Annotated in this window: 24 protein-coding genes; 13 read left to right on the top strand and 11 right to left on the bottom strand. The window is 45.5% G+C overall.

Going from position 1 to position 25,018, the window contains the following annotated elements:
- The first annotated feature begins 103 nt into the window (after positions 1 to 103).
- The 4 genes from L5M38_RS13955 to L5M38_RS13940 all read left to right on the top strand — a co-directional run bounded on the left by L5M38_RS13955 (position 104) and on the right by L5M38_RS13940 (position 3,473).
- Positions 104 to 466, top strand: coding sequence for a VanZ family protein (locus L5M38_RS13955; protein WP_105250138.1), 363 nt, complete (start codon positions 104 to 106; stop codon positions 464 to 466).
- Between the two features lie 50 nt (positions 467 to 516).
- The gene (locus L5M38_RS13950) at positions 517 to 1,473 is read left to right on the top strand and encodes a ketopantoate reductase family protein (protein WP_263179473.1); all 957 of its coding nucleotides are present in this window, start codon (positions 517 to 519) and stop codon (positions 1,471 to 1,473) included.
- Positions 1,474 to 1,824: 351 nt separating this feature from the next.
- Positions 1,825 to 2,163 carry a P-II family nitrogen regulator gene (locus tag L5M38_RS13945; RefSeq protein ID WP_006080270.1) on the top strand — a complete coding sequence of 113 codons (339 nt, stop codon included), beginning with the start codon at positions 1,825 to 1,827 and terminating at the stop codon, positions 2,161 to 2,163.
- On the top strand, positions 2,160 to 3,473 hold the full coding sequence (locus tag L5M38_RS13940) for an ammonium transporter (RefSeq protein ID WP_263179471.1): 1,314 nt from the start codon (positions 2,160 to 2,162) through the stop codon (positions 3,471 to 3,473). The genes L5M38_RS13945 and L5M38_RS13940 overlap by 4 nt, the downstream gene beginning before the upstream one ends.
- Before the next feature lie 91 nt (positions 3,474 to 3,564).
- On the opposite strand, the gene L5M38_RS13935 is transcribed toward L5M38_RS13940, so the two are convergent.
- The 6 genes from L5M38_RS13935 to L5M38_RS13910 form a co-directional block, all read right to left on the bottom strand.
- Positions 3,565 to 5,085 (bottom strand): EAL domain-containing protein, encoded by a 1,521-nt coding sequence (locus L5M38_RS13935; protein WP_263179469.1) that lies wholly within the window; start codon positions 5,083 to 5,085, stop codon positions 3,565 to 3,567.
- Positions 5,086 to 5,245: 160 nt separating this feature from the next.
- Positions 5,246 to 6,118 carry a DMT family transporter gene (locus tag L5M38_RS13930; protein ID WP_219250387.1) on the bottom strand — a complete coding sequence of 291 codons (873 nt, stop codon included), beginning with the start codon at positions 6,116 to 6,118 and terminating at the stop codon, positions 5,246 to 5,248.
- Positions 6,119 to 6,306: 188 nt separating this feature from the next.
- Positions 6,307 to 7,155: a 3-deoxy-8-phosphooctulonate synthase gene (gene kdsA, locus L5M38_RS13925; protein WP_105250144.1), complete on the bottom strand. Its 849-nt coding sequence runs from the start codon at positions 7,153 to 7,155 to the stop codon at positions 6,307 to 6,309.
- A 58-nt stretch (positions 7,156 to 7,213) separates the two neighbouring features.
- Entirely contained in the window at positions 7,214 to 8,461 is a 1,248-nt protein-coding gene (locus L5M38_RS13920; protein ID WP_105250145.1) for a DUF819 domain-containing protein, read from the bottom strand.
- A gap of 156 nt (positions 8,462 to 8,617) precedes the next feature.
- Complete coding sequence (locus L5M38_RS13915) at positions 8,618 to 9,406, bottom strand: SirB1 family protein (RefSeq protein ID WP_105250146.1); 789 nt, start codon at positions 9,404 to 9,406, stop codon at positions 8,618 to 8,620.
- Complete coding sequence (locus tag L5M38_RS13910; RefSeq protein ID WP_006080263.1) at positions 9,406 to 9,801, bottom strand: SirB2 family protein; 396 nt, start codon at positions 9,799 to 9,801, stop codon at positions 9,406 to 9,408. The genes L5M38_RS13915 and L5M38_RS13910 overlap by 1 nt, the downstream gene beginning before the upstream one ends.
- 119 nt (positions 9,802 to 9,920) lie before the next feature.
- Between L5M38_RS13910 and L5M38_RS13905 the strand changes: the two genes are divergently transcribed.
- Positions 9,921 to 10,334, top strand: coding sequence for a GNAT family N-acetyltransferase (locus L5M38_RS13905; protein WP_263179467.1), 414 nt, complete (start codon positions 9,921 to 9,923; stop codon positions 10,332 to 10,334).
- Positions 10,335 to 10,469: 135 nt separating this feature from the next.
- Here L5M38_RS13905 and prmC read toward each other — a convergent pair whose 3' ends face one another.
- Genes prmC through hemA form a run of 3 tightly spaced genes read right to left on the bottom strand, consistent with a single transcriptional unit; the run spans position 10,470 to position 13,677 of the window.
- Entirely contained in the window at positions 10,470 to 11,318 is an 849-nt protein-coding gene (gene prmC / locus L5M38_RS13900) for a peptide chain release factor N(5)-glutamine methyltransferase (RefSeq protein ID WP_263179466.1), read from the bottom strand.
- A 2-nt stretch (positions 11,319 to 11,320) separates the two neighbouring features.
- Positions 11,321 to 12,412: a peptide chain release factor 1 gene (gene prfA / locus L5M38_RS13895; RefSeq protein ID WP_113939045.1), complete on the bottom strand. Its 1,092-nt coding sequence runs from the start codon at positions 12,410 to 12,412 to the stop codon at positions 11,321 to 11,323.
- A 14-nt stretch (positions 12,413 to 12,426) separates the two neighbouring features.
- The gene (hemA, locus tag L5M38_RS13890; RefSeq protein ID WP_028761678.1) at positions 12,427 to 13,677 is read right to left on the bottom strand and encodes a glutamyl-tRNA reductase; all 1,251 of its coding nucleotides are present in this window, start codon (positions 13,675 to 13,677) and stop codon (positions 12,427 to 12,429) included.
- Between the two features lie 253 nt (positions 13,678 to 13,930).
- On the opposite strand from hemA, the gene lolB reads away from it, so the two are divergent.
- The 3 genes from lolB to L5M38_RS13875 all read left to right on the top strand — a co-directional run bounded on the left by lolB (position 13,931) and on the right by L5M38_RS13875 (position 16,491).
- Positions 13,931 to 14,575, top strand: coding sequence for a lipoprotein insertase outer membrane protein LolB (gene lolB, locus L5M38_RS13885; protein WP_263167589.1), 645 nt, complete (start codon positions 13,931 to 13,933; stop codon positions 14,573 to 14,575).
- Position 14,576: 1 nt separating this feature from the next.
- Positions 14,577 to 15,431, top strand: coding sequence for a 4-(cytidine 5'-diphospho)-2-C-methyl-D-erythritol kinase (gene ispE, locus L5M38_RS13880; protein WP_263167590.1), 855 nt, complete (start codon positions 14,577 to 14,579; stop codon positions 15,429 to 15,431).
- 112 nt (positions 15,432 to 15,543) lie between these two features.
- On the top strand, positions 15,544 to 16,491 hold the full coding sequence (locus tag L5M38_RS13875) for a ribose-phosphate pyrophosphokinase (protein ID WP_006080255.1): 948 nt from the start codon (positions 15,544 to 15,546) through the stop codon (positions 16,489 to 16,491).
- Positions 16,492 to 16,691: 200 nt separating this feature from the next.
- On the opposite strand, the gene L5M38_RS13870 is transcribed toward L5M38_RS13875, so the two are convergent.
- Positions 16,692 to 18,554, bottom strand: coding sequence for a methyl-accepting chemotaxis protein (locus tag L5M38_RS13870; RefSeq protein WP_263179465.1), 1,863 nt, complete (start codon positions 18,552 to 18,554; stop codon positions 16,692 to 16,694).
- 439 nt (positions 18,555 to 18,993) lie between these two features.
- Between L5M38_RS13870 and L5M38_RS13865 the strand changes: the two genes are divergently transcribed.
- The 3 genes from L5M38_RS13865 to L5M38_RS13855 are packed head-to-tail and all read left to right on the top strand — an operon-like array spanning position 18,994 to position 21,064.
- Entirely contained in the window at positions 18,994 to 19,527 is a 534-nt protein-coding gene (locus tag L5M38_RS13865; protein ID WP_105250152.1) for an RNA polymerase sigma factor, read from the top strand.
- Positions 19,527 to 20,111, top strand: a complete 585-nt coding sequence (locus tag L5M38_RS13860) for an anti-sigma factor (protein WP_131523738.1) — start codon at positions 19,527 to 19,529, stop codon at positions 20,109 to 20,111. Before L5M38_RS13865 ends, L5M38_RS13860 begins: the two co-directional genes overlap by 1 nt.
- A complete protein-coding gene (locus L5M38_RS13855) occupies positions 20,108 to 21,064 on the top strand; it encodes a DUF4097 family beta strand repeat-containing protein (RefSeq protein ID WP_263179464.1) in 957 nt (318 codons plus the stop codon). The genes L5M38_RS13860 and L5M38_RS13855 overlap by 4 nt, the downstream gene beginning before the upstream one ends.
- Before the next feature lie 71 nt (positions 21,065 to 21,135).
- Here L5M38_RS13855 and rsuA read toward each other — a convergent pair whose 3' ends face one another.
- Complete coding sequence (rsuA, locus tag L5M38_RS13850; protein WP_263179463.1) at positions 21,136 to 21,888, bottom strand: 16S rRNA pseudouridine(516) synthase RsuA; 753 nt, start codon at positions 21,886 to 21,888, stop codon at positions 21,136 to 21,138.
- A gap of 78 nt (positions 21,889 to 21,966) precedes the next feature.
- Between rsuA and L5M38_RS13845 the strand changes: the two genes are divergently transcribed.
- Together L5M38_RS13845 and L5M38_RS13840 are read left to right on the top strand one after the other, a co-directional pair.
- A complete protein-coding gene (locus L5M38_RS13845) occupies positions 21,967 to 22,521 on the top strand; it encodes a sugar O-acetyltransferase (protein WP_263179462.1) in 555 nt (184 codons plus the stop codon).
- 261 nt (positions 22,522 to 22,782) lie between these two features.
- Positions 22,783 to 24,867, top strand: a complete 2,085-nt coding sequence (locus L5M38_RS13840) for a M13 family metallopeptidase (protein WP_263179460.1) — start codon at positions 22,783 to 22,785, stop codon at positions 24,865 to 24,867.
- Positions 24,868 to 25,018: the final 151 nt, after the last annotated feature.

Genomic DNA, 25,018 nt, shown 5'->3' with positions numbered 1-25,018 from the left:
GCCTAAGTTGAAGGTAAAGCCTAGAATAAAAGCGTAATCATGGGTGACTTTAGCCACACATTTTCCTATCATTGCCCCACTCTAAGCTAATACAAACATATTTGTGATAACTAAAAATACCCTATTTAAGCTGGCTTTAGCCGTAGCCTTTGTCGTGATCAGTTATCTGGTATTTTCCAGACCAACCTATTCGCAAAGTATTCCGAATATCGACAAGGTAGGCCATCTTGGGAGCTTTTTTTGCCTCTCCTATCTCACCTATCTTGCTTTCAAACCTAAGTGGTATTGGTTATCTCTCACACTGGCAAGCTACGCCATTTTAATTGAGTTAGTGCAATCACGTTTGCCCTACCGTAGCGCTTCTGTGGGTGATGTTATTGCCGACTTTTCGGGTATTGCACTGTTTTACTTTTGCAATTGGGCCTATGGCAAATACTTCCGCGCAGCGCAATTACGAGAAGATTAACTCAGGCGCTTCAAGCTGGTACTGATGACCGATACCTTAAGGCTACACATATGACTCATGCTGTGAACATAAATCGCGTGGTGGATATTGCGATTTTAGGTGCTGGTGCCGTTGGGCAGCTTATTTGCCACCAACTGACTACAGCGGGCATGGGTGTTGCTCTTATCGGCCGCGATTCAATTGTATCTATACAGCAGACACTTAGCGTCACTCCATTAGCGCCGGCCAATGATAATCAACAGAAAACACACGCACTCCAGTATTCTGTACCTATCTTAGCGGCCAATGCGCTCGATAATATCCGCCTCGTGATTGTCTGCGTCAAAGCCTATCAAGTGCTCGATGCACTTTTGCCCTTACTTAACCAACTGCCCAGACAATGCCACATTTTGTTGTTACACAATGGAATGGGACCTCATTTAGCCCTAGCGCCGCTAATTGACGCGCAAGCTGATGACAGAGGGCTAAGCTTAGGGACAACATCCCAAGGGGTGTTACGCCAAGCCGCTTGGCAGATTAAGCAAACCGGACAAGGGCTAACTCAGCTGGGGCATTTCACAGGCGCAGAGCTGACAGAGCATTATCGCAACGCTTTGCTGGCGGCCATTCCGAACAGTGAATGGGTCGATGCGATTGTGCCTTGCCTGTGGCAAAAACTTGCGGTCAATGCCGCCATTAATCCGCTTACGGCGTTATATCAATGCCCCAATGGCAAACTGGCTGAGCCAGATTTTAGTGGCATGATAAATAGTATTCTCGATGAGTTAGTCATGGTTGCCGCACATGATGGTGTGTCGCTTGATCAATCCTTTTTGCACGATAGGGTCTACCAAGTGATCCGTCTCACTGCGGGGAACTTCTCGTCGATGCACCAAGATATTGCGCATCAAAGGCGAACCGAGATTGACCAAATTAACGGCTATATCTGTGAGCGCGCACAAGCGCACGGTTTAAGTGCGCCAGTCAATGCCGAGCTTTGGGCGCGAGTCAAACAGTTAGCCGTTTAAGCGATGAAAACTTGCCTAGTCAACCTAAGCTTAATCTGCTGTTTAATAAAAGTAATCTGTAAATCACGCGTTAATTTCTCACATTCATACAGCGCATTAAAACGCTGACTCCCCTCGCTTTATATCCACTCGACACTATCTGCACTGATACTTGTCAGCAACACTTAGCTTGCACCAATAAAACGCACCAATTCAGGGCGATTAAACTCTGTCTTGCACCGTTTTGCATCAACCTTTCATGCAGTTTCGGTGCGACTGAATGTTAACACAATGATAATAAATGCTTTGTTTATATGGCCTGATTCCTGCTTTATTCCAATAAATTGAGCCTGAAGTTTGTTGGAGAGAAAATTGAAACTGGTCACTGCAATCATTAAACCGTTCAAATTAGACGATGTACGTGAAGCCTTAACTCAGCTGAACGTCCATGGCATGACTGTTACTGAAGTGCGCGGCTTTGGCCGCCAAAAGGGCCATACAGAATTGTATCGTGGCGCCGAATACGCAGTGGACTTTTTGCCTAAGATGAAGCTCGAAGTCGCCATTCACTCAGATCAAGAAGAAGCCGTCATCGAAGCCATTATTGCCGCTGCCCATACGGGCAAAGTCGGCGATGGCAAAATTTTTGTGACCGAACTCCAACAAGTCGTGCGCATTCGCACTTCGGAAGAAGGAGTGGACGCCCTATGATGCTAGCGAACTTCAGACTCAGTTTTAAATATCTATTGATATTATTCAGTATGTTGGCGACCAATGCTGTCGCCGATGAGGGTCAGTTCAGCGCCGCAAATACTGCGTGGATCTTAAGCTCATCCGCGCTGGTATTGTTGATGACCTTACCCGGATTAGCCTTGTTTTATGGCGGCTTAGTGCGCAGCAAGAACGTGCTCTCGATCTTGATGCAATGCTTCTCGATCGCCGCCCTTGCCTCCGTTTTATGGTTTTCTATAGGTTATTCACTCGCCTTCGATACAGGTAATGGATTTATCGGTGGCTTAGGTAAAGCATTACTGTCTGGCATTGGTCGCGATAGTCTTAGCGGAGATATTCCAGAGCCGCTGTTTATGCTATTTCAAATGACCTTTGCCATCATAACGCCAGCTTTAATCATCGGTGGTTTTGCCGAGCGAATGAAGTTTTCAGCTGTGCTTATCTTTTCAGGTGCTTGGTTATTACTGGTTTATGCGCCGATCACCCACTGGGTTTGGGGCGGTGGCTGGTTAGCACAGCTAGGACTGTATGATTTCGCGGGCGGAACCGTGGTGCATATCACCGCAGGGGTTGCTGCGCTCGTGGCCGCTAAAGTGCTAGGTCCACGTAAAGGATTTTTAAACTCGGCCATTATGCCGCACAACCTGACGATGACTGTCACAGGTGCGGGCATGCTGTGGGTGGGTTGGTTCGGTTTTAACGGTGGTAGTGCGCTCGGCGCTAATGGCACCGCAGCCATGGCGATTCTAGCCACTCATCTCGCCGCTTCTATGGGCGCGATGACATGGGCGGCAATTGAGTGGATTAAGTTTGGTAAACCCAGCGCCCTTGGCATAGTCACAGGTATGGTAGCCGGCTTAGGCACTATCACTCCCGCCTCAGGTTATGTTGGCCCAGCAGGCGCCTTAGTCATAGGTTTACTCGGTGGAATCGTGTGTTTTTACTCAACGGTTTATATCAAACAGAAACTTAAAATCGATGACTCCTTAGACGTTTTCCCCGTGCACGGTGTCGGCGGTATTCTTGGTACCCTTTTGGCAGGAGTATTTAGTTCGACCCAATTAGGCGTCTTTAGCGGCTACGGTTTTGCGACTATGAACAACACTATGATAGACCAACTTGGGGTACAGATTATCGGGGTTGCGGCGACATTCACTTATACTGCGGTGGTCACTTGGTTGCTGTTTATGATCATCCGTAAGCTACTTGGCGGCCTTCGCGTCAGCACAGAACAAGAAGTTAACGGCTTAGATTTATCGGAACACGAAGAAACGGGTTATAGCCTTTAATCAGAACCTCGAGCCAGAACCTTTAGTTTTAAGACAGTTGAATAGCCATAAGGGCACCAAGGCGCCCTGATGGCTGACTTACGTCATGATGCTACTTTTTGAAATGTTCGACTAACCATAACTTTAAATCCGCCAACTTCATCGGCTTAGCAAAGAGATAACCTTGTAAAAAATGGACTTGGCGACTGGTCAAATAGTCTGCCTGCTCCTGCGTTTCAACCCCTTCAGCCACCACCACATAATTCATCTTATGGGAGAGCTCAATAATGGTATCGAGCACGTGGGAAGTCACGGAATCCTGCCCTATGGTATCGATGAAGCATTTATCGATTTTCAAGTAATCTAATGGCATGGTTTGTAACAAAGATAAGGTTGTTTGCCCAGTACCAAAGTCATCGATAGCCACTAAAATCCCCAACTGGCGTAAGCTTTCAATGCGCTGGCAAATATCCGGCGTTAATAATTGCCGTTCGGTGATTTCGATTAAAGGCTTAACGCCAATACGATCCAAAGAATCCCGCAGATGAATAAATTTCGACTCGATATCATCTTGGGTAAAATGCTCTGGCGCCACGTTGAACGCGACTCTAAAGCCCGATTCAACCTTCATATTAGCAAAATCTTTTAATGCCTTTTCGAAGATATAATTGGTCAATGGAACAATCAACTTGCTCTCTTCGGCGATAGGAATAAACAAATCAGGCCGTACTAAGCCCATTTGTGGGTGCTGCCAACGCACTAATGCCTCGACTCCTTTGGCCTTGCCGTCCTCAGCACAGATCACAGGTTGATAAACCAAAAAGAACTCTTCGTTCTCTATCCCGCTACGAATATCATCAGCAAGGGAGTGACGAGATAACCGTGAATAGAGCACAAACAAGATAGAACCCGTAATCAAAATAATGCTAAAGGGTAATGAGATGGCAAAAAATATCCAAAAAAAATGCCTAAAAAAAGCAGGTGACATTTCTAGTAACACTGAAAAATTGTGCTCATCAGAATCTAAAGTCATTACCTCATTTTTGATAAATCCGAGTGACTCTGGAATCGTTTTTCCATTGATGGATAAAGCGACATTGATAACTGCGCTGGGAAACACATCGGGCTGTACAAAGGAATCTACTAAATATTTCCCTTCAATGATCACAGCGGCGCCGTGTTTAGATTTAGGGTCCCATTTAGATGACACTATCGCGGGCACCTCAGGCATAAAAGGCGTGCCCGCAGTAATAAACTGATTAGATATTTCAAGATTTTCGGTAACACTAACAATGCTCAAGGGAATATCAATATCACCGGTTTTAGATGAGCAATAAACGCGTTGTGAATCAAATATTAAAGCTGAACGAAAGTAAGGTTGGAACAACATATAGTTGTATAACTCTTGACACTCAGAATCCTTCAATGCCAATGCATAATGGCTGATTTCATCGGCATGAGAGATCAAAGTATCTATGTGATCTACATAAATAGCCCCCACACCTTTGACTTTATCTTCAACAAAATACTGTGCAGAGAGATAACTTGCAACAGCAGCAATTCCAATTGGAAACAATATGACTGCCAGCCATTGCCATAATGGCAGATTTAATTTTGCTAACTTTTTTCGCATATATCCTTAACTCACACAGCGCTCGGTTAAAAATAGTATCAAAATCTATGGAGTAAGACGTGTGTATATTTGTATCTCAGCGAATGTTTGCTTGATATAAATACACTGAATCGAGTTCTATTTTAGTCTAAAAAACCAGCATACCTTCTATTAATTTAGTCTATTCCCACATCACCAAAATAGCGGCGATAGCGATCAAGACTAACCCTAGCATATCTTTTATCTTTACTTTTTCCTTCAGCCAAAAGGTGGCAATCAAGATCATAAAGAAAACTTCAACTTGGCCTAAGGTTTTAACATAGGGCACAGCCTGCAACGACATAGCACTAAACCAACCGATAGAACCTAAACAACTGGCGGTACTGGTGAGTAAGGTTAGCTTAGGTCGCTGCCATAACGCGGCCAGTGTGGATTTATCCTTAAGTAACAGATAACTGACTAACACTAAGGTCTGTAGACTAATCACGAATAACAGCACCCAAGCAGCGCTATGGGGGAAACCCACATTCAAACATAAACTCGCTTCTCGTACCCAAAGCGATGTCAGCGCAAACGAAGTACCGCAAGCCAAACCAATCAATACTGTATTGAGCGACAGACTTCGCAGGCCTTGTTTGGCACTCATGAGAAAAATTGCCACACCACCCAACAACACTCCCGACCAACCTAAAAGGGATAAATGCGTCCCAAAAAACACTGTGCCTAACACAGCCGCGACCACGGCTTCACTCTTGGCTAGCCCAGCACCAACGGCAAAGTTCTGTTGCTTGAACAATTTCACCATCAAGCCCGTCGCGAGGATTTGCATCGCCGATGCTCCGAGAATAAAACCGATAAAACGATCGCTAAAATCGGGGATTCCGACATCCTGCCAAAGATATAAGCTCGCCAGATACACGGCGGCAATCGGCCCAGCCCAAATAAAACGCGCTAAGGTCACGCCCGCAACACTCACTTCTTTACTCAGCTGGCTTTGAAACGCATTACGCCAAGCCTGCATAAATGCCGCCAGCAAAGTGAGTAAGATCCACATAAAGGTATTCCGTAAAGAATCTGGTCGGCTATAAAAACAAGATTGTTAGGCAAAGCCCATCATAAAACATTAATGTTTCAGATAGCTACGGGGCTATACCAATCACATTCCTCAACTGAAAAACAAAAGCCCCGAACGAGTCGAGGCTTTGGGATTAAGTCACTAATTCATTAAGTCTTAGCTTGCGATTACTTACTGGTATCGATTGGCTCGAAGGATTTCACCAAATCGTCGATCGCTTTCATTTGCTTCAGATAATTTTCTAACTGATGTAAAGGCAGCGCACATGGGCCATCACACTTAGCGTTATCAGGATCGGGGTGCGCCTCAATAAATAGACCCGCTAAACCCAGCGCCATACCACTGCGCGCTAACTCGGTTGCCTGTGCGCGACGTCCACCCGCTGAATCTGCACGACCACCAGGGCGTTGCAGCGCATGGGTCGCATCGAAAATCACCGGATAGCCAGATTGCTTCATCTCGTCCATACCCAACATATCAACGACTAAGTTGTTATATCCAAAGCTTGAACCACGTTCACACAGGATGATCTCGTCATTACCCGCTTCGTTAAACTTAGTGATGATATGGCGCATTTCATGTGGTGCTAAAAACTGTGGCTTTTTCACATTGATGATAGCGCCAGTTTTTGCCATCGCGACAACCAAATCTGTCTGGCGGGCTAGAAATGCAGGTAACTGAATAATATCAACTACTTCTGCCACTGGCGCACACTGATGCACTTCATGCACGTCGGTGATCAAAGGTAAATTAAAGGTCTTTTTAATCTCTTCAAAAATCTTTAAACCTTCCTCCATACCTGGACCGCGGTAAGAGTTAATCGAAGAACGATTCGCCTTATCAAAAGACGCCTTAAATATATAAGGGATCCCCAGCTTTTGAGTCACTTCGGCGTAGGTTTCAGCAATCGACATAGCGAGATCGCGAGACTCAAGCACGTTCATGCCACCAAACAACACGAAAGGTTTATCGTTGGCAATCTCGATTGAACCTAGGTTTATGATTTTATTACTCATCGCAACTTCTCTCTAAAATGCTGGAACCTTTCCCAGCGGTGAATAGGAGCTAAGGCGGTTATACCGCAACTAACTGTAAAATTTGACCACAAATCCATGCCATATAGGTTCCTAACGCATAACCTAATACGGCTAACAGTACGCCCACGGGTGCTAAAGCGGGGTGAAATGCCGCCGCAACTACAGGGGCTGACGCAGCGCCACCCACATTCGCTTGGCTGCCTACGGCCATATAAAATAACGGGGCTTTAATCAGCTTAGCCACCAGTAACATAAAGCTTGCGTGAACGATCATCCACACAATACCAATTAAAAAGTACAATGGCGTATCGAGCACCTTACTCACATCCATATGTAGACCAATGGTCGCAACTAAGATGTAAAGGAAGGCTGAAGCCACTTTTGATGCCCCCGCCGCCTCTAAATGACGCACTGGGCTGAATGACATCGCCAAACCAATCGTTGTGACTATCACCACTAGCCAGAAGAATTTAGAGGTTAAACTGTAATCTGCGGTCCAAGGATAGTTCACTTCAAAAAATGGCCCCAGAAAATCAGCGGCGATATGAGCAATACCTGTGATACCAAAGCCTACAGCGACAATCAGCATAAGATCGCGCAGATTAGGAATGCGTGCATTTTCAGCGTGATACTTTTCAACTTTATCTTTTAACGCTTCAATAGCAGAAGTATCCGCACCGGTTTTAGCATCGATCTCTTTCGCTTTTGAGGCCAGAAACAGCAGCACTGCCATCCAAATATTGGCGACTATCACATCGACTGTCACCATCACAGAGAAAATATTACCGCCCACGTCATAAATCTCTTTCATTGCAGCTTGGTTTGCGCCGCCACCAATCCAGCTCCCCGCTAAGGTCGTCATACCACGCCATACCGCATCGGGGCCATCGACCCCAATTAAAGAAGGTTCAATAACCGACACCAGCAACAAGGCGATAGGGCCGCCGATAACGATACCGACAGTGCCAGTTAAAAACATGATCAAAGCTTTCGGCCCTAAACTTAAAATAGCTTTTAAATCAACGCTTAAAATCAATAAGACTAAACAAGCTGGCAGCAAATAACGGGATGCTACAAAATACAGTTGTGAGGTATTACCATCGATTACCCCAAAGGTATTCAATAACGATGGCAAGAAATAGCACAATAAAAGGGCGGGAATAAAACGATAAAACTTCTGCCAAAAAGGATGACTACTGCTACTGGTATAAAATACAAAACCTAGAATTGTCGCGAGTATTCCTAACGCCGTGGCATCGTTCGTCACTAAAGCCGTGCTTGTCATGCTAATTTCTCCCTGTTGATACAGTTATTATTTTTATTAGAGACTTAACTTTTAAGTCCCTGGGTCAAACTTCCATCTGCCCAGTGTTATTATTTTTGCGGATTGAATTCGTTAATAAAAGTTGAATAAATAAGAAGAGCCCCGAAAGGCTCTGCTTTAGTGATAAACCTCGGCGTGTTCGTTTAATTCTTTGAGCTGCATCTTCACTATCTCGATCACGGGATCGTGAGGACTATTATCAACAAAATGCTGCAGATCGGCGGCGGCCACATTAATACAACCCAACTGCTGTGCAATAAACGCCCGCTCACGATTCAAATGCACATCGTCAACATGCCATTGCAATAGCAGACTGCAACACTCCATCGCTGCCTCAAATTGATGCGACACTATGCAACCCGCCTTGAGCTCATGCAGCATACGCGTCAGCAGTTTTTTCACCGTTGCAGGCTTTAAGTAACTCGCCTTAAGCTCAGCAGCATTACCTAACTCGCCGCGCACTAACACGTGCAACTGGTGACGGGTGAGTTCCTTGCCCGTTAAAGGATCCAAATAACTCACTTCACCGCCAATCTTACAACGCAGCACCGTATTGCCAGGTAGCAATATGGGTTCGAGTTCAAGATCTAACTGCTTCGCCAGCAACATCAATACCGTCGCCAGCGTTGTACTATTACCTTGGCGACTAATTAAGCAAGTACCTAAATCTGCCGCCTCTGTACTGAAGTAGTTCTCACGAACACAAAAACCTAAATCCTCGTAAAACCAATGCAACAGCGCATTAAAACGCTGTTGTTGATCAACCAAGTAATGACTTAATACGGCTCCCGCCATTTCAAACCAAGCCCATTTAGCGGCTTCAAGTTTAGAAAATCCAAGGTGCGCACCTACATCCAATGCCGACTCGGGCAATGAAATGCCATCTTGCAGAGTGTAGTTACCCATTAACCCAATAATACCGCTTGTTTAAAATGAGCCAATTTAGCAGCATAAACCAACCAACCTATCGCGCCTAAGTAAGCAAACACTTTGAACAATTTGTTTCTATTCGCTTTTATGGCAATGGCGCCTAGGACAATGTAAGCAACTACAGCACCGATTTTTTCGGTCATCCAAGGATCCACAAAAGGAAATTGCTGGATCATAAAACACAAAGTTAAGCCCGACAGCAATAGGAAAGTGTCGATAACATGGGGCGCTATCTTGAGCAGCTTCTTCTCCATCAGAGCCGATTGGCGCAGATGCAGGACAAAGCGAACGGTAAGCAGTAACACGCTCAACGCGATAAAGGTAAAATGCAGATGTTTAACCGCAGGATATAGACTGTAAAAAGTTTCCATTACGATACTTATGGCCAGTGACAAAGGCGCTAGTTTACCCTAATCCTTGACGGCATACCAATGCCTATCAGCCTAGATATTCAGAGCTAACATCATAAAAAATCAAACGAGAAGTGACGATGAATTTAAGCTTAATTAACGATGAATCAACCGAGTTCGCCGACGCTGTAAAACAAAAAATTGTCGAGTTCAACCAAGTCCAATGGCAGGGGCTTAGCCGTAAAAATCTCGGACTCAAACTACAGGACTCCGAAGGTAAACTGTTAGCAGGGATCAGCGGTAAAACCTTCGGCAATTGGTTGTTAATCGATTATCTGTGGGTCGATGATTCTTTAAGACACCAAAGTATCGGCACGCACTTATTGTTAGCCGCAGAAAGCCAAGCAAAAGAACGCGGCTGCCAATTTGCCCTACTCGATACCTTAGATTTTCAAGCTAAGCCCTTTTATGAGCGCCACAACTATCGCGTGCAGTGGATACAACCAGCCTACCCAGAAACCGGCAGTAAATTCTTTATGGTAAAAGTCTTGTGATATTTAAGGTTTGGGATCTTCACCTTACACCAACTTAAGGTCGCCCTATAGAAGACAAAAACGCCATTGGCAATAACCAATGGCGTTCGATAAATCGGCATAACTAGGTAAATATCTTCACTTAAAGCAGAGTTATTACTCCGCCCATTTACCCATAGTGCATCTGTCATTACTGCCAAAGTCTCGCACTGTGGCGACATTCTCATAGCCCAGTTCAATAAGCTTAGCTCTGAGTTTCACAGCCTGCTCAAAACCATGTTCGAGCAGGATATAGCCGTTAGGCTTTAAGTAATCTCGGGCTGTGTTGGCAATATAATAAAGATCGGCAAAGCCATCCTCGGCGGCGGTTAACGCGCTTTGGGGCTCGAAACGCACGTCACCTTGGTGCAAGTGTTCGTCAGCTTCATCAATATAGGGCGGATTTGAGACGATTAAATCAAAATCCCGCGACTTTACGGCACTGAACCAGTCACTCTGGAGAATTTCGACCTGTGGCAGCTTTAAGTTCTCGCGGTTCGCGATAGCCAAAGCCACGGCATCATCGACTTTATCGACCGCGGTGATTTGCCATGACTCACGCTCAGAGGCCAATGCCAGCGCAATTGCCCCAGTGCCTGTGCCTAAATCGAGCACTTTGGCGTAGGTGGAAAGCGGCATGTTCAAGGCGGTTTCAACCAGAATTTCCGTATCAGGACGCGGGATCAAAGTGGTGTCGTTCACGATAAAAGGCAACGACCAAAATTCGCGCTCACCGACAATATGTGCCACAGGCACGCCCTTTTGGCGTTTCTGTACCATTTGCTGGAAGCGTTTCCACTGTTCAACCGTTAGGGATTTTTCAGGCCAAGTATACAAATAGCTGCGGCTTTTATTGAGGCAATATAACAACAAAACCTCTGCATCCAGATGAGCGGATTCAGAGGTTGATGCTAACTGCACATAAGCCCATTGCAGGGCTTCGGCTATGCTAGATTGATCTGACAAAATTACCCCTGCTCGTCAGCCAGTGCGGCTAACTGATCGGCTTGATGCTCTTGCATCAGAGGCAATAAAATAGCATCGAGATCGCCTTCCATTACTTCGTTCAAGCGATATAAGGTCAAGTTGATGCGGTGTTCGCTCACGCGGCCTTGCGGGAAGTTGTAAGTACGTACACGTTCGGAGCGATCGCCACTGGCAACCAGACTACGACGGGTCGATTCTTCGGCGCTGCGGCGTTTTTCGTCTTCAACAGCTTGAATACGTGCGGCCAGTACACTCATGGCTTGGGCACGGTTCTTGTGTTGCGAACGTTGATCTTGGCATTCCACCACGATCCCAGTAGGAATATGGGTGATTCGAATAGCTGAGTCAGTTTTGTTAACGTGCTGACCACCCGCGCCCGATGAACGATAAGTATCGACTTTCAGATCGGCTGGATTGATTGAAATCGCTTCCGCTTCAGGCACTTCGTGAAGTACCACAACAGTAACCGCTGAAGTATGCACACGTCCTTGGGATTCGGTTTCTGGCACACGCTGTACACGGTGGCCGCCGGATTCAAACTTAAGTTTGCCGTATACGCCTTCACCGCTGACCTTCATGATCACTTCTTTAAAGCCACCATGTTCGCCTTCGTTACAGCTCATGATTTCGATCTGCCAGCGATTTGCTTCAGCATAACGGCTGTACATGCGGAATAAGTCACCTGCAAAAATAGCCGCTTCATCGCCACCTGCACCAGCGCGGATCTCAACGAAGGCGTTTTTATCGTCGTCAGGATCTTTTGGCAATAATAGAATTTGCAATTCGTCTTCGAGTTGCTCGAGTTTGGCCTTAGCGGCTTTCATCTCTTCCTGCGCCATTTCACGCATTTCAGCATCGTCTTCTTCCAGCATTTCTTTGGCAGAATCGAGATCGGCCTGCGCTTGCTGATAGGCTTTAAAGCCAGCAACAACGTCTTCTAACTGGGCATATTCTTTCGATAACGCACGAAACCTGTCTTGATCAGAAATGACGCTAGCATCACCCAGCAAAGCCATGACTTCTTCATTGCGCTCGAGCAAGCCTTCCAGCTTGCGGATAACGGATTCCTTCATTTAACTCGCTAACCTTAGTTTTTATCTAATCCAAGCGCTGATCTTAACTGACCGAGAGTATTCAAATCGCCCTGACGACTCGCTGCCGTGAGGGCCTGTGTCGGTGCGTGGATAAGTTTATTGGTCAGGCGATTGGCTAGTTCAATCAATACCTGCTCAGTGTCTGAGCCCTGGGCTAATTTATTCAAGGCGCGTTCCACTAACTCATCTTTTACCGCCATGCTCTGGCTGCGATACTCGCGAATACTGTCGACCGACTCTAAAGAACGGATCCAATCCATAAATAGGAAAGATTGTTCTTCAGTAATTACTTCAGCTTGCTCGGCGGCTTCTTTTCGAGAAGCCATATTCTGTTCAATAATGCTATGCAGGTCGTCCACTGTATACAGAAACGCGTCATCCAAATCGGCGACTTCCGGCTCAATATCCCGGGGAACTGCTATATCAACCAATAACATAGGTTGATGGCGACGCTGCTTTAGCGCTTTTTCGACCATGCCTTTACCTAGGATAGGCAGAGGGCTGGCGGTAGAGGATATCACGATATCGGCTTTTGGGAGATAATCTGGTATCTGCGCCAGTGTAATTGCTGTTGCGCCAAACTCCTCGCACATGCCTTGGGCACGTTCTAACGTCCGATTTGCTACGACCATTGAAGCCACACCGTTATCTTTAAGATGCTTCGCAACCAATTCTATGGTTTCACCTGCGCCAATCAACAGTACTTTAGTGGTCGATATTGATGAGAAAATATGTTTCGCCATGCTTACCGCGGCAAATGCCACAGAAACTGCGGCGGCGCCAATTTCAGTGTCAGTGCGGACTTTCTTAGCGACTGAAAAAGTATTCTGAAAAAGTCTATCTATGGTTAGTGCAACCGTACCAGCCTCTTTAGCCTTAACGAACGCTTGCTTTACTTGACCGAGAATCTGCGGCTCACCAAGGATCAAAGAATCGAGCCCAGAGGCTACGCGCATCAAATGCCTGACGGCATCTTGACCGTGATAGTTATAGAGGCAAGGTGCTACATCCTCATGATCTAGGCCGTGATATTCTTCAAGCCACGCAATAATATCGGCCTCATCGCCGTTGTTGCAATACAACTCAGTGCGATTACAGGTCGAGACAATAACGGCTTCACCCGAGCGTGTACGACTGGCCAGACTCTTCATAGCGTCATGAATTTTGTCCGGAGAGAAGGCGACTTTCTCACGCAGGTCTACCGTGGCTGTTTTATGGTTAATACCGATTGCTACAAGGCTCATCTGACTCTTTCTAGATTCTTGGCGACTCTCTTAATAAGGGCATTCTACTGAATTGGCCCAACTAAAAACAGAATACGCTTAACAAAACCGAATAAAGGTCTAACTTCTTACCTAAATTTTCTATCAATAATAGGTAAGGCAAAATTTGTCCCAAGGGAGCAAATCTAAGTGACCGCCGATGGAAATTTTACGTTTGGCATTGGTATTCTTTCCAAGCCCTCGTATCATAAGGACTTTGGTATATCAGTCATAGATGAATAATTTGAAGCGCCTCACAAAAACCATTTTCTCTTGTTTTACCTTAAGCGCCCTACTCTTACTGGCGGGGTGTGAAACTTTGCCGCCGATGACTGACTTAAGCCCAATCACAGTCAATGATGCGCGCCAAGCCAAAGCTTGGGAATTACAGGGAAAACTAGCGATAAAAACTCCCGACGATAAACTCAGTGCCAATATCTACTGGCGCCACAGTGAAGATCGCGATGAACTCACACTCACGACTATGCTAGGTACAACGGTGTTGACGCTTAATTCAACCTCAAACTCTGCCCATTTACATATCGATGGCAAAGATTTTCGCGACGATAATGCCCAGCGTTTACTCGAGCGCGTCAGCGGTTGGTCCATCCCCTTGGCCGATTTACCTTTATGGATCACCGGCCAAGTTGGCCCGAATGACCAAGTACTGGAAAGCGATAGCCAAGGCAAACCCAAACAGCTCACGAACACTCAAACCCCACCGCCTTGGCAGGTCACATTTTTAAGTTGGCAATCCCAGAGCGGCGCCAACGTGCCCCATCAATTAAAGCTTGAGCGTGGTGACTTACAACTCAAACTACAACTGAATCAATGGCAAGCTCTTGGCAAGCCCGCGATCTTAGTCGGAGAACAACCTTAACATGCCCGCTGCAATTTCCCGCAATTGGCCTGCGCCTGCCAAGCTCAACTTGTTTTTACACATTAATGGCCGCCGCGCCGACGGTTACCACGAACTGCAAACCTTGTTTCAGTTTATCGATTGCTGCGACATGCTCGATTTTAAGGTCACTGAAACCGCAGAACTGATTTTGCACTCCAATATCTCTAATGTTGTCGCCGATAGCGATAACTTAATTCTGCGAGCCGCAAAATCATTACAACAAACCACAGGCTTTACTGGCGGCGCCGAAATCTGGTTGGATAAACGTCTACCCATGGGCGGAGGTTTAGGTGGCGGCTCGTCAGATGCTGCCACCACCTTAGTGGCACTGAACACATTATGGAACACCCAATTATCGACCGAAGAACTGGCTAAAATCGGCCTTAAACTTGGTGCCGATATTCCTGTTTTTATTCATGGTTTCGCCGCTTTTGCCGAAGGTGTAGGTGAACGCTTACAAGCGGTAAATCCGAGTGAGCTTTGGTACTTAATCATCGCACCCGATGCCCATGTATCCACCGCTGAAGTATTCCAAGATCCACTTTTACCACGTGATACCCCGAAACTGGCCATAGATACCTTAATGAACCAACCTTGGGCAAATGATTGTCAAAAACTAGTCGTTTCTAAATACCCTCAAGTTGCCAAGGCATTAGGCTGGCTGCTAGAATATGCGCCGTCGAGAATGACAGGAACAGGCGCATGCGTGTTCGGGGAATTCACACAAAAGCAACAAGCTCTCGCAGCCTTGGCGAAATTACCGTCTGAAATGCAAGGATTTGTTGCACAAGGGATGAATCTTTCGCCGCTCATCACGCGACTCAGTCACCCTTAAACTACTTTCTTCTAGAGTAACCACTTAACGATAACGCCTCGGGTTCCTCCCGTCCCTACATCGTCGTTACTCTAGCCACTAAAATATAAAGCAAACGCCTGAGGTTCATACAGTGCCCGACATCAAGCTCTTTGCTGGGAACGCCACCCCCAGTCTCGCTAAAAAGATAGCCGATCGTCTATTTTGCAAACTCGGAGACGCAGTGGTTGGTCGTTTCAGCGATGGTGAAATCAGTGTCCAAATTAACGAAAATGTACGTGGGGCCGATGTGTTCATCATCCAATCCACTTGTGCGCCGACAAACGACAACCTGATGGAACTCATCGTGATGGTTGACGCGCTACGCCGTGCATCTGCTGGCCGTATCACAGCTGTTATTCCTTACTTTGGTTATGCACGTCAAGACCGTCGCGTTCGTAGCGCCCGTGTACCTATTACTGCAAAAGTGGTTGCCGATTTCCTGTCTAGCGTGGGTGTTGACCGCGTTCTGACCTGTGACCTGCACGCTGAGCAAATCCAAGGTTTCTTCGACGTTCCCGTTGATAACGTATTCGGTAGCCCAGTGCTGCTAGAAGATATGTTAGCGAAGAACTTAGATAATCCAGTCGTTGTTTCTCCAGACATCGGTGGTGTTGTTCGCGCTCGCGCAGTAGCAAAACTGTTGGATGATTCTGATTTAGCGATCATTGATAAACGTCGCCCACAAGCGAACGTTGCGCAAGTTATGCACATCATTGGTGATGTTCAAGGTCGTGACTGCATTATCGTTGACGATATGATCGACACAGGCGGCACTCTGTGTAAAGCGGCTGAAGCCTTAAAAGAACATGGTGCGAACCGCGTATTTGCTTACGCAACTCACCCAGTGTTCTCTGGCAAAGCGGCTGAAAATATCGCTAACTCAGTGATTGATGAAGTGATTGTGACTGACACTGTTCCTTTAAGCCCAGAAATGTTGAAAGTGGCTAAAGTAACTCAGTTAACTATGTCTGCGGTACTGGCTGAGGCAATTCGTCGCGTAAGCAACGAAGAGTCTATTTCTGCCATGTTCCGTCACTAATAGTTCCGTCGCTAACAGTTCGGTCACTGAACGTTCTGACTAATCTGAGCGGTTCCAATGCACAGCTTGCTGTTTTAACGAATCACTAAGCTTGCAGAGCTAATTACTCAGACATAAAAACGCACTCATCGGAGTGCGTTTTTGTTAGTGTATTTTTTAAGCCAGCTTCTGATCATCAGATGTAAACTGGCTTCTACGCATTAGATTTTAAAATTACTCACCGCACGGAATAAGAACTCAGCCTGCGCCTTAAGCTCATCCGATGCGGACGCATTTGCATCTGCCGCATGGGATGACTCCTCAGCGATATCGCGGATCACCACCACGTTCTTGTTCACTTCGGCCGCCACCATACTTTGTTCTTCAATAGCCGCCGCAATTTGAGTACTCATGTCCATAATATTACGCACGTCGTTATTGATAAGCTTCAATAAAGCGCCAGCACTTGCCGCTTGTTCAGCGCTTTCAACGCCTTGTTTTTGGCTAGATTCCATCAATTGCACAATCGATCGGGTACGCGTCTGCAGGGTTTGAATGATGTTAGCAATCTCTTGGGTTGACGATTGCGTCCGCATCGCTAAGTTACGCACTTCATCGGCAACCACAGCAAAACCACGGCCCTGCTCACCCGCACGCGCCGCTTCAATCGCGGCATTCAAGGCTAAAAGGTTAGTCTGCTCAGCAATGCCGCGGATCACATCTAACACGCTACCGATAGTCTCGCTGTCACGTTCCAATTCGTTAACGACCGCTGCTGAGCTATTCAACTGCTCAGCAAGTGACTGGATTTTATGTATCGTTTGCTCAACCTCTAATTGACCACTTTGGGCATTATCGTGGGTCTGACCCGCTTTTGATGCCGCTAATTCGGTTGTTTTAGCAATTTCCTCAATCGTTGCGCCCATCTCAGTGATTGCTGTTGCGACCATGTCGGTCTCATTAAGTTGTTGGCCCACACCTTCGGAGGCGAGCATGGCATTTTCTGAAACACGTTTACAGGAAGTGTTAATCGTTGCGACCGACTCAATCACTTGCTCAATCAGCTGTTGGAAGCTACTCACCATGCTATTGAAATGCTGTGCAATTTCACCAAGTTCATCTTGGGTGGAGGCATCGCACCTCAATGTCAGATCTTTACTCACTTCGATGCGAGAAATGATCTGCGTGATACGCTCAACCGGCGCGATAATACTGCGGAGAATCAAGTAGGTAATGATTGATAGTAGTAACGCAATAAAGATAAACACAGTAATACCGACATTAACACTACTACTCTCAGCATCATCAATGGCCTTAAGTGCTAAGTTATGTAAGTCATTCGCACTACTTTCAGTTTGTAGGTTAGCAGCGATAAGACGCGCCATAGTGCCATCCTTCTCTGTCAAACCAAGTTGCTGCTCCTTATTAATTAAGCTTTTGAAATCTTTCTGATACTGAGTAATAAGCTCTTCAATTTTCCGTTGAGTATCAATATCGATACTCGAGGCATGAAGCTTGTCATTAAACTTACCAATATTGGTATCGAAGGTTTCAACATAACTTAACTCACGACGCAGCATAAAATCCTTTTCGTTACGCCTAAGTTGTAGCATAGCCACTTCGAGTGCGGGCTGATCAAATTCCTTGAGTAGCGTTTCAACATTATGTACCGCAGTGCGCAATGTGCCGTACAAACCTGTTTTAGGTGTTAAGCCAATTTCCTGCTGTAGTAACACCACTTCAGAGAAAGCGGCTTGATACTGATTTAAATTACTGTCGAAACTTTCAAGCGATGCCGTCGACATACCGTAGTCTTTAAACACTCTCTCTAACTCGGGGACAATACTGTCGATTGCCATGTGGCTTTGCTTATGCCGCTCGACATATTTTAAATCCTTACGAGCGAAGAAATCCTTTTCGTTTTTACGCAGCATCAAAACATCGCGCTCTAACTCAAGCACACTTTGAGCCGCGTTAGAAAGTTCCGATTTCACCGAATTTGAATAGAGTTGTAATCCAAACATGGCAATTAGTGCCGAAATAGACACTGCAGCACTGAGTAACAACTTTGAGCGGATTAACATAGAAAGTCCCCGAATATATAATCTATCTTAAAAAGATAGCTGGAAATTAAGCCTTTAACAGCGCAAACATAGCAATACATTAAAAGTTCACATCAAATACTTTGATAGCTTGTCGATTTAAGCTCCCATACTGTGAGTACCGCATTATTTTTAACTTAGTTCTTCAGGGTGATACCCTACCGTTACTACAAAGTATTTCGTTTTAATTACGTTAAATATACCGTCTCAAAGCAGATGTAAGTGTCATAATATCAATTGATATAAAATGAATTACTTCATTAGCTTAGCAGTACTTTTTCGGGAGAATTCTACTACAAATTACAAAAATGTTACGCTGGATAATTGATCTAAATAAAATATATTTTTTAAGGTTCCAAACCTTTTGTAGCGCCCACAGCGTCAAAACTACAACACTCAATCATTATGGCAGGAAATTACAGTGACAGCAGGGATCCTCCCACTCAATGGCTCAATGTCTGACTTTGAACTGGTCACCTTAGCGAGCCAAGGAGACAAAACTGCCTTCAAGTTGCTGTATCAAAGCCATTACCAACGTATTTACGCCCTATCACTGCGCCTTTGCGGCCATAGCGCTATGGCCGAAGAAATTACCCAAGAGTGTTTTATTTTAGTGTGGCAGAAGTTGCCACAATTTCGAGGTGAGAGTCAGTTTTCCACTTGGTTACACAGTATTTGTGTCAATCAAGCATTGAGCAGCATTCGTAAACAAAAGTCCTTTTGGTCACGATTTATTCCGCTGGAACATGAAACTGAGCCCTTAAGCTCTGATAGCAGCTATAGCGGATTAGATAAGTTAATTTTCAAACTGCCAGAACGCGCTCGCATGGTTTTCGTACTCTGTGCAATCGAAGGTTATCAACATGATGAAATCGCTGACTTACTTGGCATTGCCGTCGGCACTAGCAAGACCCAATACCATAGAGCTAAGCAACTACTACAGGAGATGCTGTAATGACGTTAACGCCGCTTTCCCGTGAACAACAGCTTGAGCAATTGATCAATAGCGCGCCCAAAGAGATGTCGCCTACACATGATCTGTGGCAAGGCATTGAAAAACGCATGGATAAAACGCTGATAGCCCAAACGTACAAACCCCAGAAGAGTCACGCTTGGGCGATAGCGGCTTCGTTTATTATTCTAGCGGCATTGGGATATACCCAATTGCCCTATTTCAACTCATTCATAATGCAGCAGACAGAGCTTGCCCAGAACCAAGCTATGCCAGAGCAACCAGGAGATGCGGCCTTACATTTATTACTCACCCAAATTGCAACATCGCACCAAACGCAAGTGGACAACCTAGAACAGGCGCCAAATGCGCTAATGTGGCAAACGAGCAGTTTCAGCGCACCCGTTGAGCAAGGTTTAACTGAGCTAAGGCTCGCGGCAACACAGATTTACCAAGCTTTACAAGCAAATCCAACCGATAAACAACTTTGGCAACTCTGGCTTTGGGTGCAGCAGCGTGAGCTCGACCTATTACAACAGGGCCAAAAATTACCCATTAGAAACTCGACACAAGGAAACACCCTATGAGCAACCGCAATCTCACTAAAGCTAGCCTATTGGTTTCGACACTCTGTTTAGGCTTAATGGGCAATGTGTTAGCAGCACAAAGCGTTGATAAACAGTTAAGTGTCAGCAGCGACACTCAACTGCAGATCAAAGTCCAACGCGGTGATGTGACCATTCAAACATGGGACAAGAGTGAAGTGAGTGTCACTGGTACATTAGATAAATTGAGCGAAGGCTTTGTGTTTGAGCAACAGGGAAATAGTCTCAATATCGAAGACAAAATGCCTCGCCACTATAATGGCAATAATGACAAAGGATCACAGCTCACCATTAAAGTCCCAAAAACGGTTAAACTCAGTGCAGATACCATCTCTGCCAATCTGCAAGTTGCCGAAACTCAAGGTGAACTGGATTTGAATACGGTAAGCGGCAATATCAACGCCAACAACTTAAGTGGTAAACCTGAGTTACATACAGTCTCTGGCGATATCACAACCAAAGCACTTGATGGAAAAATCAAATTAGAAACCGTATCCGGCACGATTCAGGACACTGACAGTAAAGGAGAAATGAATTATCGCCTCGTTAGCGGTGACTTAAAAAGCCACACTCAGGCAGAAAAAGTCACGATTGAACAAGTCTCAGGTGAAGTGAATGCTAACTTTAGTGTCACCAAGGAAATCGAGCTCAGAACCGTCAGCGGAGATTCACAAGTGTCACTCGCTAAAAACTTCAACAAAGCGAATTTAGAAAGTGTGAGTGGCGATATTACCGTGATCTTTAATGATGTTCCCGATGCAAGCTTCAACTTAGATGGTGGTCCTGGTGGAAAAATCAACAACGGTTTAACCCAAGATGTACCGCAAAAACAAAAATATGTACCAAGCACAGAGTTATCATTCCAAACAGGCTCTGGTGCAGCCAACGTGAAGATGAATACCATCAGCGGTCATCTGATTTTAAAGAAACAGTAATAAAAGCTATTTAGCACAAATAAAAATGCCGCCAAAGTAAAACTCGGGCGGCATTTTTTATATCAAACTCATCAGACTGAAGCTATCTCTTCAGCCGTCAAATATCGCCATTCACCCAGTGCTAAGGTGGGGTCTAATTCAATTTGCCCTACACTTTCACGATGCAACCCTTGTACATGATTGCCCACAGCGGCAAACATACGCTTCACTTGATGATACTTACCTTCGGTGATGGTTAATCGCACTAATTGTGGATCAATAATCTCCAGTAACGCTGGCTTAGTTAGACCATCTTCACTGCGCAATTCAACGCCAGCAGCAAATACCGCAATCAAACTAGCATCCACAGGCTCAGCGAGTTGCACTAAATAGCGTTTGCCACATTCTTTCTTCGGTGAGGTGATCTTATGCGACCATTGGCCATCACTGGTAATCAACACGAGCCCTGTAGTATCGGCATCTAAACGACCAGCAATGTGAAGAGTTTCTGGCTTAGGCACATCCATTAAGCTCAATACCGAAGGGTAGGTTTCATCTATCGTCGAGCAAATAGTGTCTACCGGTTTGTTAAGCATTAAATAACGCTCGCCCACTAAGACAATCGGCTCGCCTTCAAGGCAAACACACATACCTTCAGTCACTTTAAAACCCGAGTCTTTAACGACTAAACCATCACAAGTAATATCACCGCGATGCAGGGCTTTTTTCGCTAATGAGCGAGTCAGTGAGGTACTCTCACAGATAAATTTGTCTAAACGCACGTTAATACTCAACTTCAATAAAGAAAACTGCCGTATTATGAAGCCGACCAGTTCAAAGGGCAAAGAATTGCTGCTCAACGCGAGCTGTGTTTCTATATTAGCCCTTACGCATTGACAGCAATCACCATAGGGAAAGATGCTATGACTGAATTCCAAAAGATGATCACAGGCCAAGAATATGATTGTCTTGACAGCGAACTCTTAAGTTTAAGAACACAACAGCAGCGACTGAATCGACAATTAAATCAAACGATTGCTCAAAATAGCACTGAGTACACCCAACTCTGCCAACAACTTCTGCCCCTTAAATCGCCAGTCGCAACTATCTCCACGCCGATTTTTATCAGTTATGGCATCAATCTCACTCTTGCTGACAGAGTGTTCATCAATGTCAATGTCACCTTGCAGGATAATGCCCCCATTTTTATTGATGAACAGACTATGATTGGCCCCAATGTACAGTTTTATACCTCAAGTCACCCACTTGATGCCGAGCTACGTTGCTCAGGTTTAGAAACCGCTAAAGCGATTCACATCGGCAAACGGGTATGGATTGGCGGCGGCGCAATCATAATGCCAGGAATCACTATTGGTGATGATGCCGTCATCGGTGCTGGCGCCGTAGTAACTAAAAATGTCGCAGCCAAAACAGTGGTTGCAGGCAACCCTGCAAAACGAATTAGGCAACTGAATTAACCCTATTTTAAAATGAGAAATCGAAGTGCTCGCTTACCTGAAAAGGCCTGCATACGGTAACTTTGCAGCTACTGACTTAAATATGCTAACTGGTAACCTTTAGTTACATATCACTCAAGATAAATCCACGATAAACACTGTAATGACCTTGTTTCGATTCCTAGTAAGGCATTAACATAGTTCATTGCGCCTGAAGCAATCCCATTTTGCCAAAATAACAGCCCCAATAATGGGCACAATAATAAACTCGAAGGAAACAACATGAGAAAAGTACTCATTGGGGGACTGTGTGCCTCACTTATCGCAGGCCTGACTGCCTGTAATGACAAGGCTGCCGAAGTTAAAGCACCTGAAACTGCTAAAACAGCCACCGCAGCGGCAGTGACTCAAGCACTAGGTTCTGGAATTGAATTTGCTAATTTTGATAAAGCGATTCGTCCACAAGACGATTTCTATAAATACGTTAACGGCACTTGGCTAAAAAACACTGAGATCCCAGCCGATCGCACTAGCATTGGCGCTTTCTACGATTTACGTGAAAAATCACGTGACGACGTAAAAGCCATTATCGAAGAAGTGGCTGCAACACCCAACCTCGCAGTTGGTACAGATGAGCAAAAAGTGGCCGATTTATATCGTTCATTTATGGATACTGAGACACTCAATAAACTGGGAGTCGCACCAATCCAAGGCGAATTTGATGCTATTAATGCCTTAAAAGATAAGAATGAATTAGTGAAGTACTTCGCCCACAGCCAAATCGCTGGCGCGGGTACCCCAATAGCATTTTATATCGATATCGATGCGAAAAACTCTAGCCGTTACGCAACACATCTCTATCAATATGGCCTAAGCCTGCCAGAGAAAGACTACTACTTTAACGAATCAGAACGCTTCGTTAATATCCGTAAGGCATATGTCGCCCATATCGAAAAAATGTTTACCCTTGCGGGTCTCGCTAATCCTAAAGCCAGTGCTGAAGCTATTTTAGCCTTAGAAACGGCGATTGCTGCTAAGCATTGGGATGTGGTTGAAAACCGCGACAGCACTAAAACCTACAATCTATATCAAGTTAAAGATCTGCCAACACTGGCACCAGATATCGATTGGGCAGGCTACTTAGCCGCTCTTGGCGCTGACAAGCAAACCGATATCATAGTTAACCAACCTAGCTATATCCAAGGGTTAAACGAAGTTTTAAAAACGACTGAGTTAGCCACTTGGAAAACCTATATGCAATGGCAAGTGCTGACGCACGCGGCGAGCAATCTAAGTGAAGCGTTAGACAATGAAAACTTCGCTTTCTTCTCTAAAACCTTAAATGGTCAAGAAGAACAAGAACCTCGTTGGAAGCGTGGCGTTGCAGCCGTCAATGGCGTTCTTGGTGAAGTTGTGGGTAAAGTGTATGTCAAACGTCACTTCACTCCAGAAGCCAAAGACCGTATGCAAGCACTGGTTGAAAACCTGCGTGGTGCTTACGGCGACAGCATCAAAGAATTAACTTGGATGAGCGACAGCACTAAAGTGGCTGCGGCGGATAAATTAGCAAAATTCAACCCGAAAATCGGTTACCCGAACAAATGGGAAGATTACAGTAAGCTGACCATCAAGGCAGACGACTTAGTCGGTAACGCTATGCGTGCCAGCGAAGTTGAACATGCTAAATCACTAGCCAAACTGGGCGCGCCAATCGATAAAGACGAATGGCACATGACGCCACAAACGGTTAACGCTTACTACAACCCAACCATGAATGAAATCGTGTTCCCTGCTGCCATTCTGCAACCACCCTTCTTCAATTTGGCGGCTGACGATGCAGTCAACTACGGTGGTATTGGTGCGGTAATCGGCCATGAAATGGGCCACGGTTTTGACGACCAAGGCGCTAAATTCGATGGCGAAGGCAACATGCGTGATTGGTGGACAGAGCAAGACTTGAAAGAGTTCTCTGCTCGCGGCAAAGCGCTAATCGCACAGTACGATGGTTACGCAGTGTTTGATGATCTGCATGTCAATGGCAGCTTAACCTTAGGCGAGAACATTGGTGACTTGTCAGGTGTGACTATCGCTTATCGTGCTTATAAGAAATCGCTTAACGGTAAAGATGCACCCGTTATCGATGGCTTAACGGGCGATCAACGTTTCTTCATCGGCTTCACGCAAATTTGGCGCGCAAAAGCTAAAGAAGAAGCCATGCGTAACCGCGTAGCGACCGATCCACACTCACCAGCGGAATTCCGCGCACTGGGTGCACTATCTAACATGCCTGAGTTCTACACTACGTATGATGTAAAACCTGGCGATGCCATGTATATCGCACCAGAGAAACGCGTAAAAATTTGGTAAGCCAAATTTAAATCACTGTTCAGCGGTATAAGCTGGCCAACAATGGCGCTCACTGTTACAGGTGGCGCCATTTTTATTTCCTTAAACCACTGAGCCCCATGCGCAAGATGAACAAGTCTTCATGGTTGGTTCAGCTTTAATTAAGCAATAG

Source organism: Shewanella sp. SM101, assembly GCF_025654465.1.
GTDB classification, from domain to species: domain Bacteria; phylum Pseudomonadota; class Gammaproteobacteria; order Enterobacterales; family Shewanellaceae; genus Shewanella; species Shewanella oncorhynchi.
Note: the sequence above shows the minus strand (reverse complement) of the source record. Positions and strands in the feature narration are given on the sequence as shown.

Excerpts from the sequence above, each read along its gene's own strand:
- L5M38_RS13950 (WP_263179473.1), top strand. The coding sequence starts at position 517 with ATGACTCATGCTGTGAACATAAATCGCGTGGTGGATATTGCGATTTTA.
- L5M38_RS13940 (WP_263179471.1), top strand. The coding sequence starts at position 2,160 with ATGATGCTAGCGAACTTCAGACTCAGTTTTAAATATCTATTGATATTA.
- L5M38_RS13935 (WP_263179469.1), bottom strand. The coding sequence starts at position 5,085 with ATGCGAAAAAAGTTAGCAAAATTAAATCTGCCATTATGGCAATGGCTG.
- L5M38_RS13930 (WP_219250387.1), bottom strand. The coding sequence starts at position 6,118 with ATGTGGATCTTACTCACTTTGCTGGCGGCATTTATGCAGGCTTGGCGT.
- kdsA (WP_105250144.1), bottom strand. The coding sequence starts at position 7,155 with ATGAGTAATAAAATCATAAACCTAGGTTCAATCGAGATTGCCAACGAT.
- L5M38_RS13920 (WP_105250145.1), bottom strand. The coding sequence starts at position 8,461 with ATGACAAGCACGGCTTTAGTGACGAACGATGCCACGGCGTTAGGAATA.
- L5M38_RS13915 (WP_105250146.1), bottom strand. The coding sequence starts at position 9,406 with ATGGGTAACTACACTCTGCAAGATGGCATTTCATTGCCCGAGTCGGCA.
- L5M38_RS13910 (WP_006080263.1), bottom strand. The coding sequence starts at position 9,801 with ATGGAAACTTTTTACAGTCTATATCCTGCGGTTAAACATCTGCATTTT.
- L5M38_RS13905 (WP_263179467.1), top strand. The coding sequence starts at position 9,921 with ATGAATTTAAGCTTAATTAACGATGAATCAACCGAGTTCGCCGACGCT.
- prfA (WP_113939045.1), bottom strand. The coding sequence starts at position 12,412 with ATGAAGGAATCCGTTATCCGCAAGCTGGAAGGCTTGCTCGAGCGCAAT.
- hemA (WP_028761678.1), bottom strand. The coding sequence starts at position 13,677 with ATGAGCCTTGTAGCAATCGGTATTAACCATAAAACAGCCACGGTAGAC.
- lolB (WP_263167589.1), top strand. The coding sequence starts at position 13,931 with ATGAATAATTTGAAGCGCCTCACAAAAACCATTTTCTCTTGTTTTACC.
- ispE (WP_263167590.1), top strand. The coding sequence starts at position 14,577 with ATGCCCGCTGCAATTTCCCGCAATTGGCCTGCGCCTGCCAAGCTCAAC.
- L5M38_RS13870 (WP_263179465.1), bottom strand. The coding sequence starts at position 18,554 with ATGTTAATCCGCTCAAAGTTGTTACTCAGTGCTGCAGTGTCTATTTCG.
- L5M38_RS13860 (WP_131523738.1), top strand. The coding sequence starts at position 19,527 with ATGACGTTAACGCCGCTTTCCCGTGAACAACAGCTTGAGCAATTGATC.
- L5M38_RS13855 (WP_263179464.1), top strand. The coding sequence starts at position 20,108 with ATGAGCAACCGCAATCTCACTAAAGCTAGCCTATTGGTTTCGACACTC.
- L5M38_RS13845 (WP_263179462.1), top strand. The coding sequence starts at position 21,967 with ATGACTGAATTCCAAAAGATGATCACAGGCCAAGAATATGATTGTCTT.
- L5M38_RS13840 (WP_263179460.1), top strand. The coding sequence starts at position 22,783 with ATGAGAAAAGTACTCATTGGGGGACTGTGTGCCTCACTTATCGCAGGC.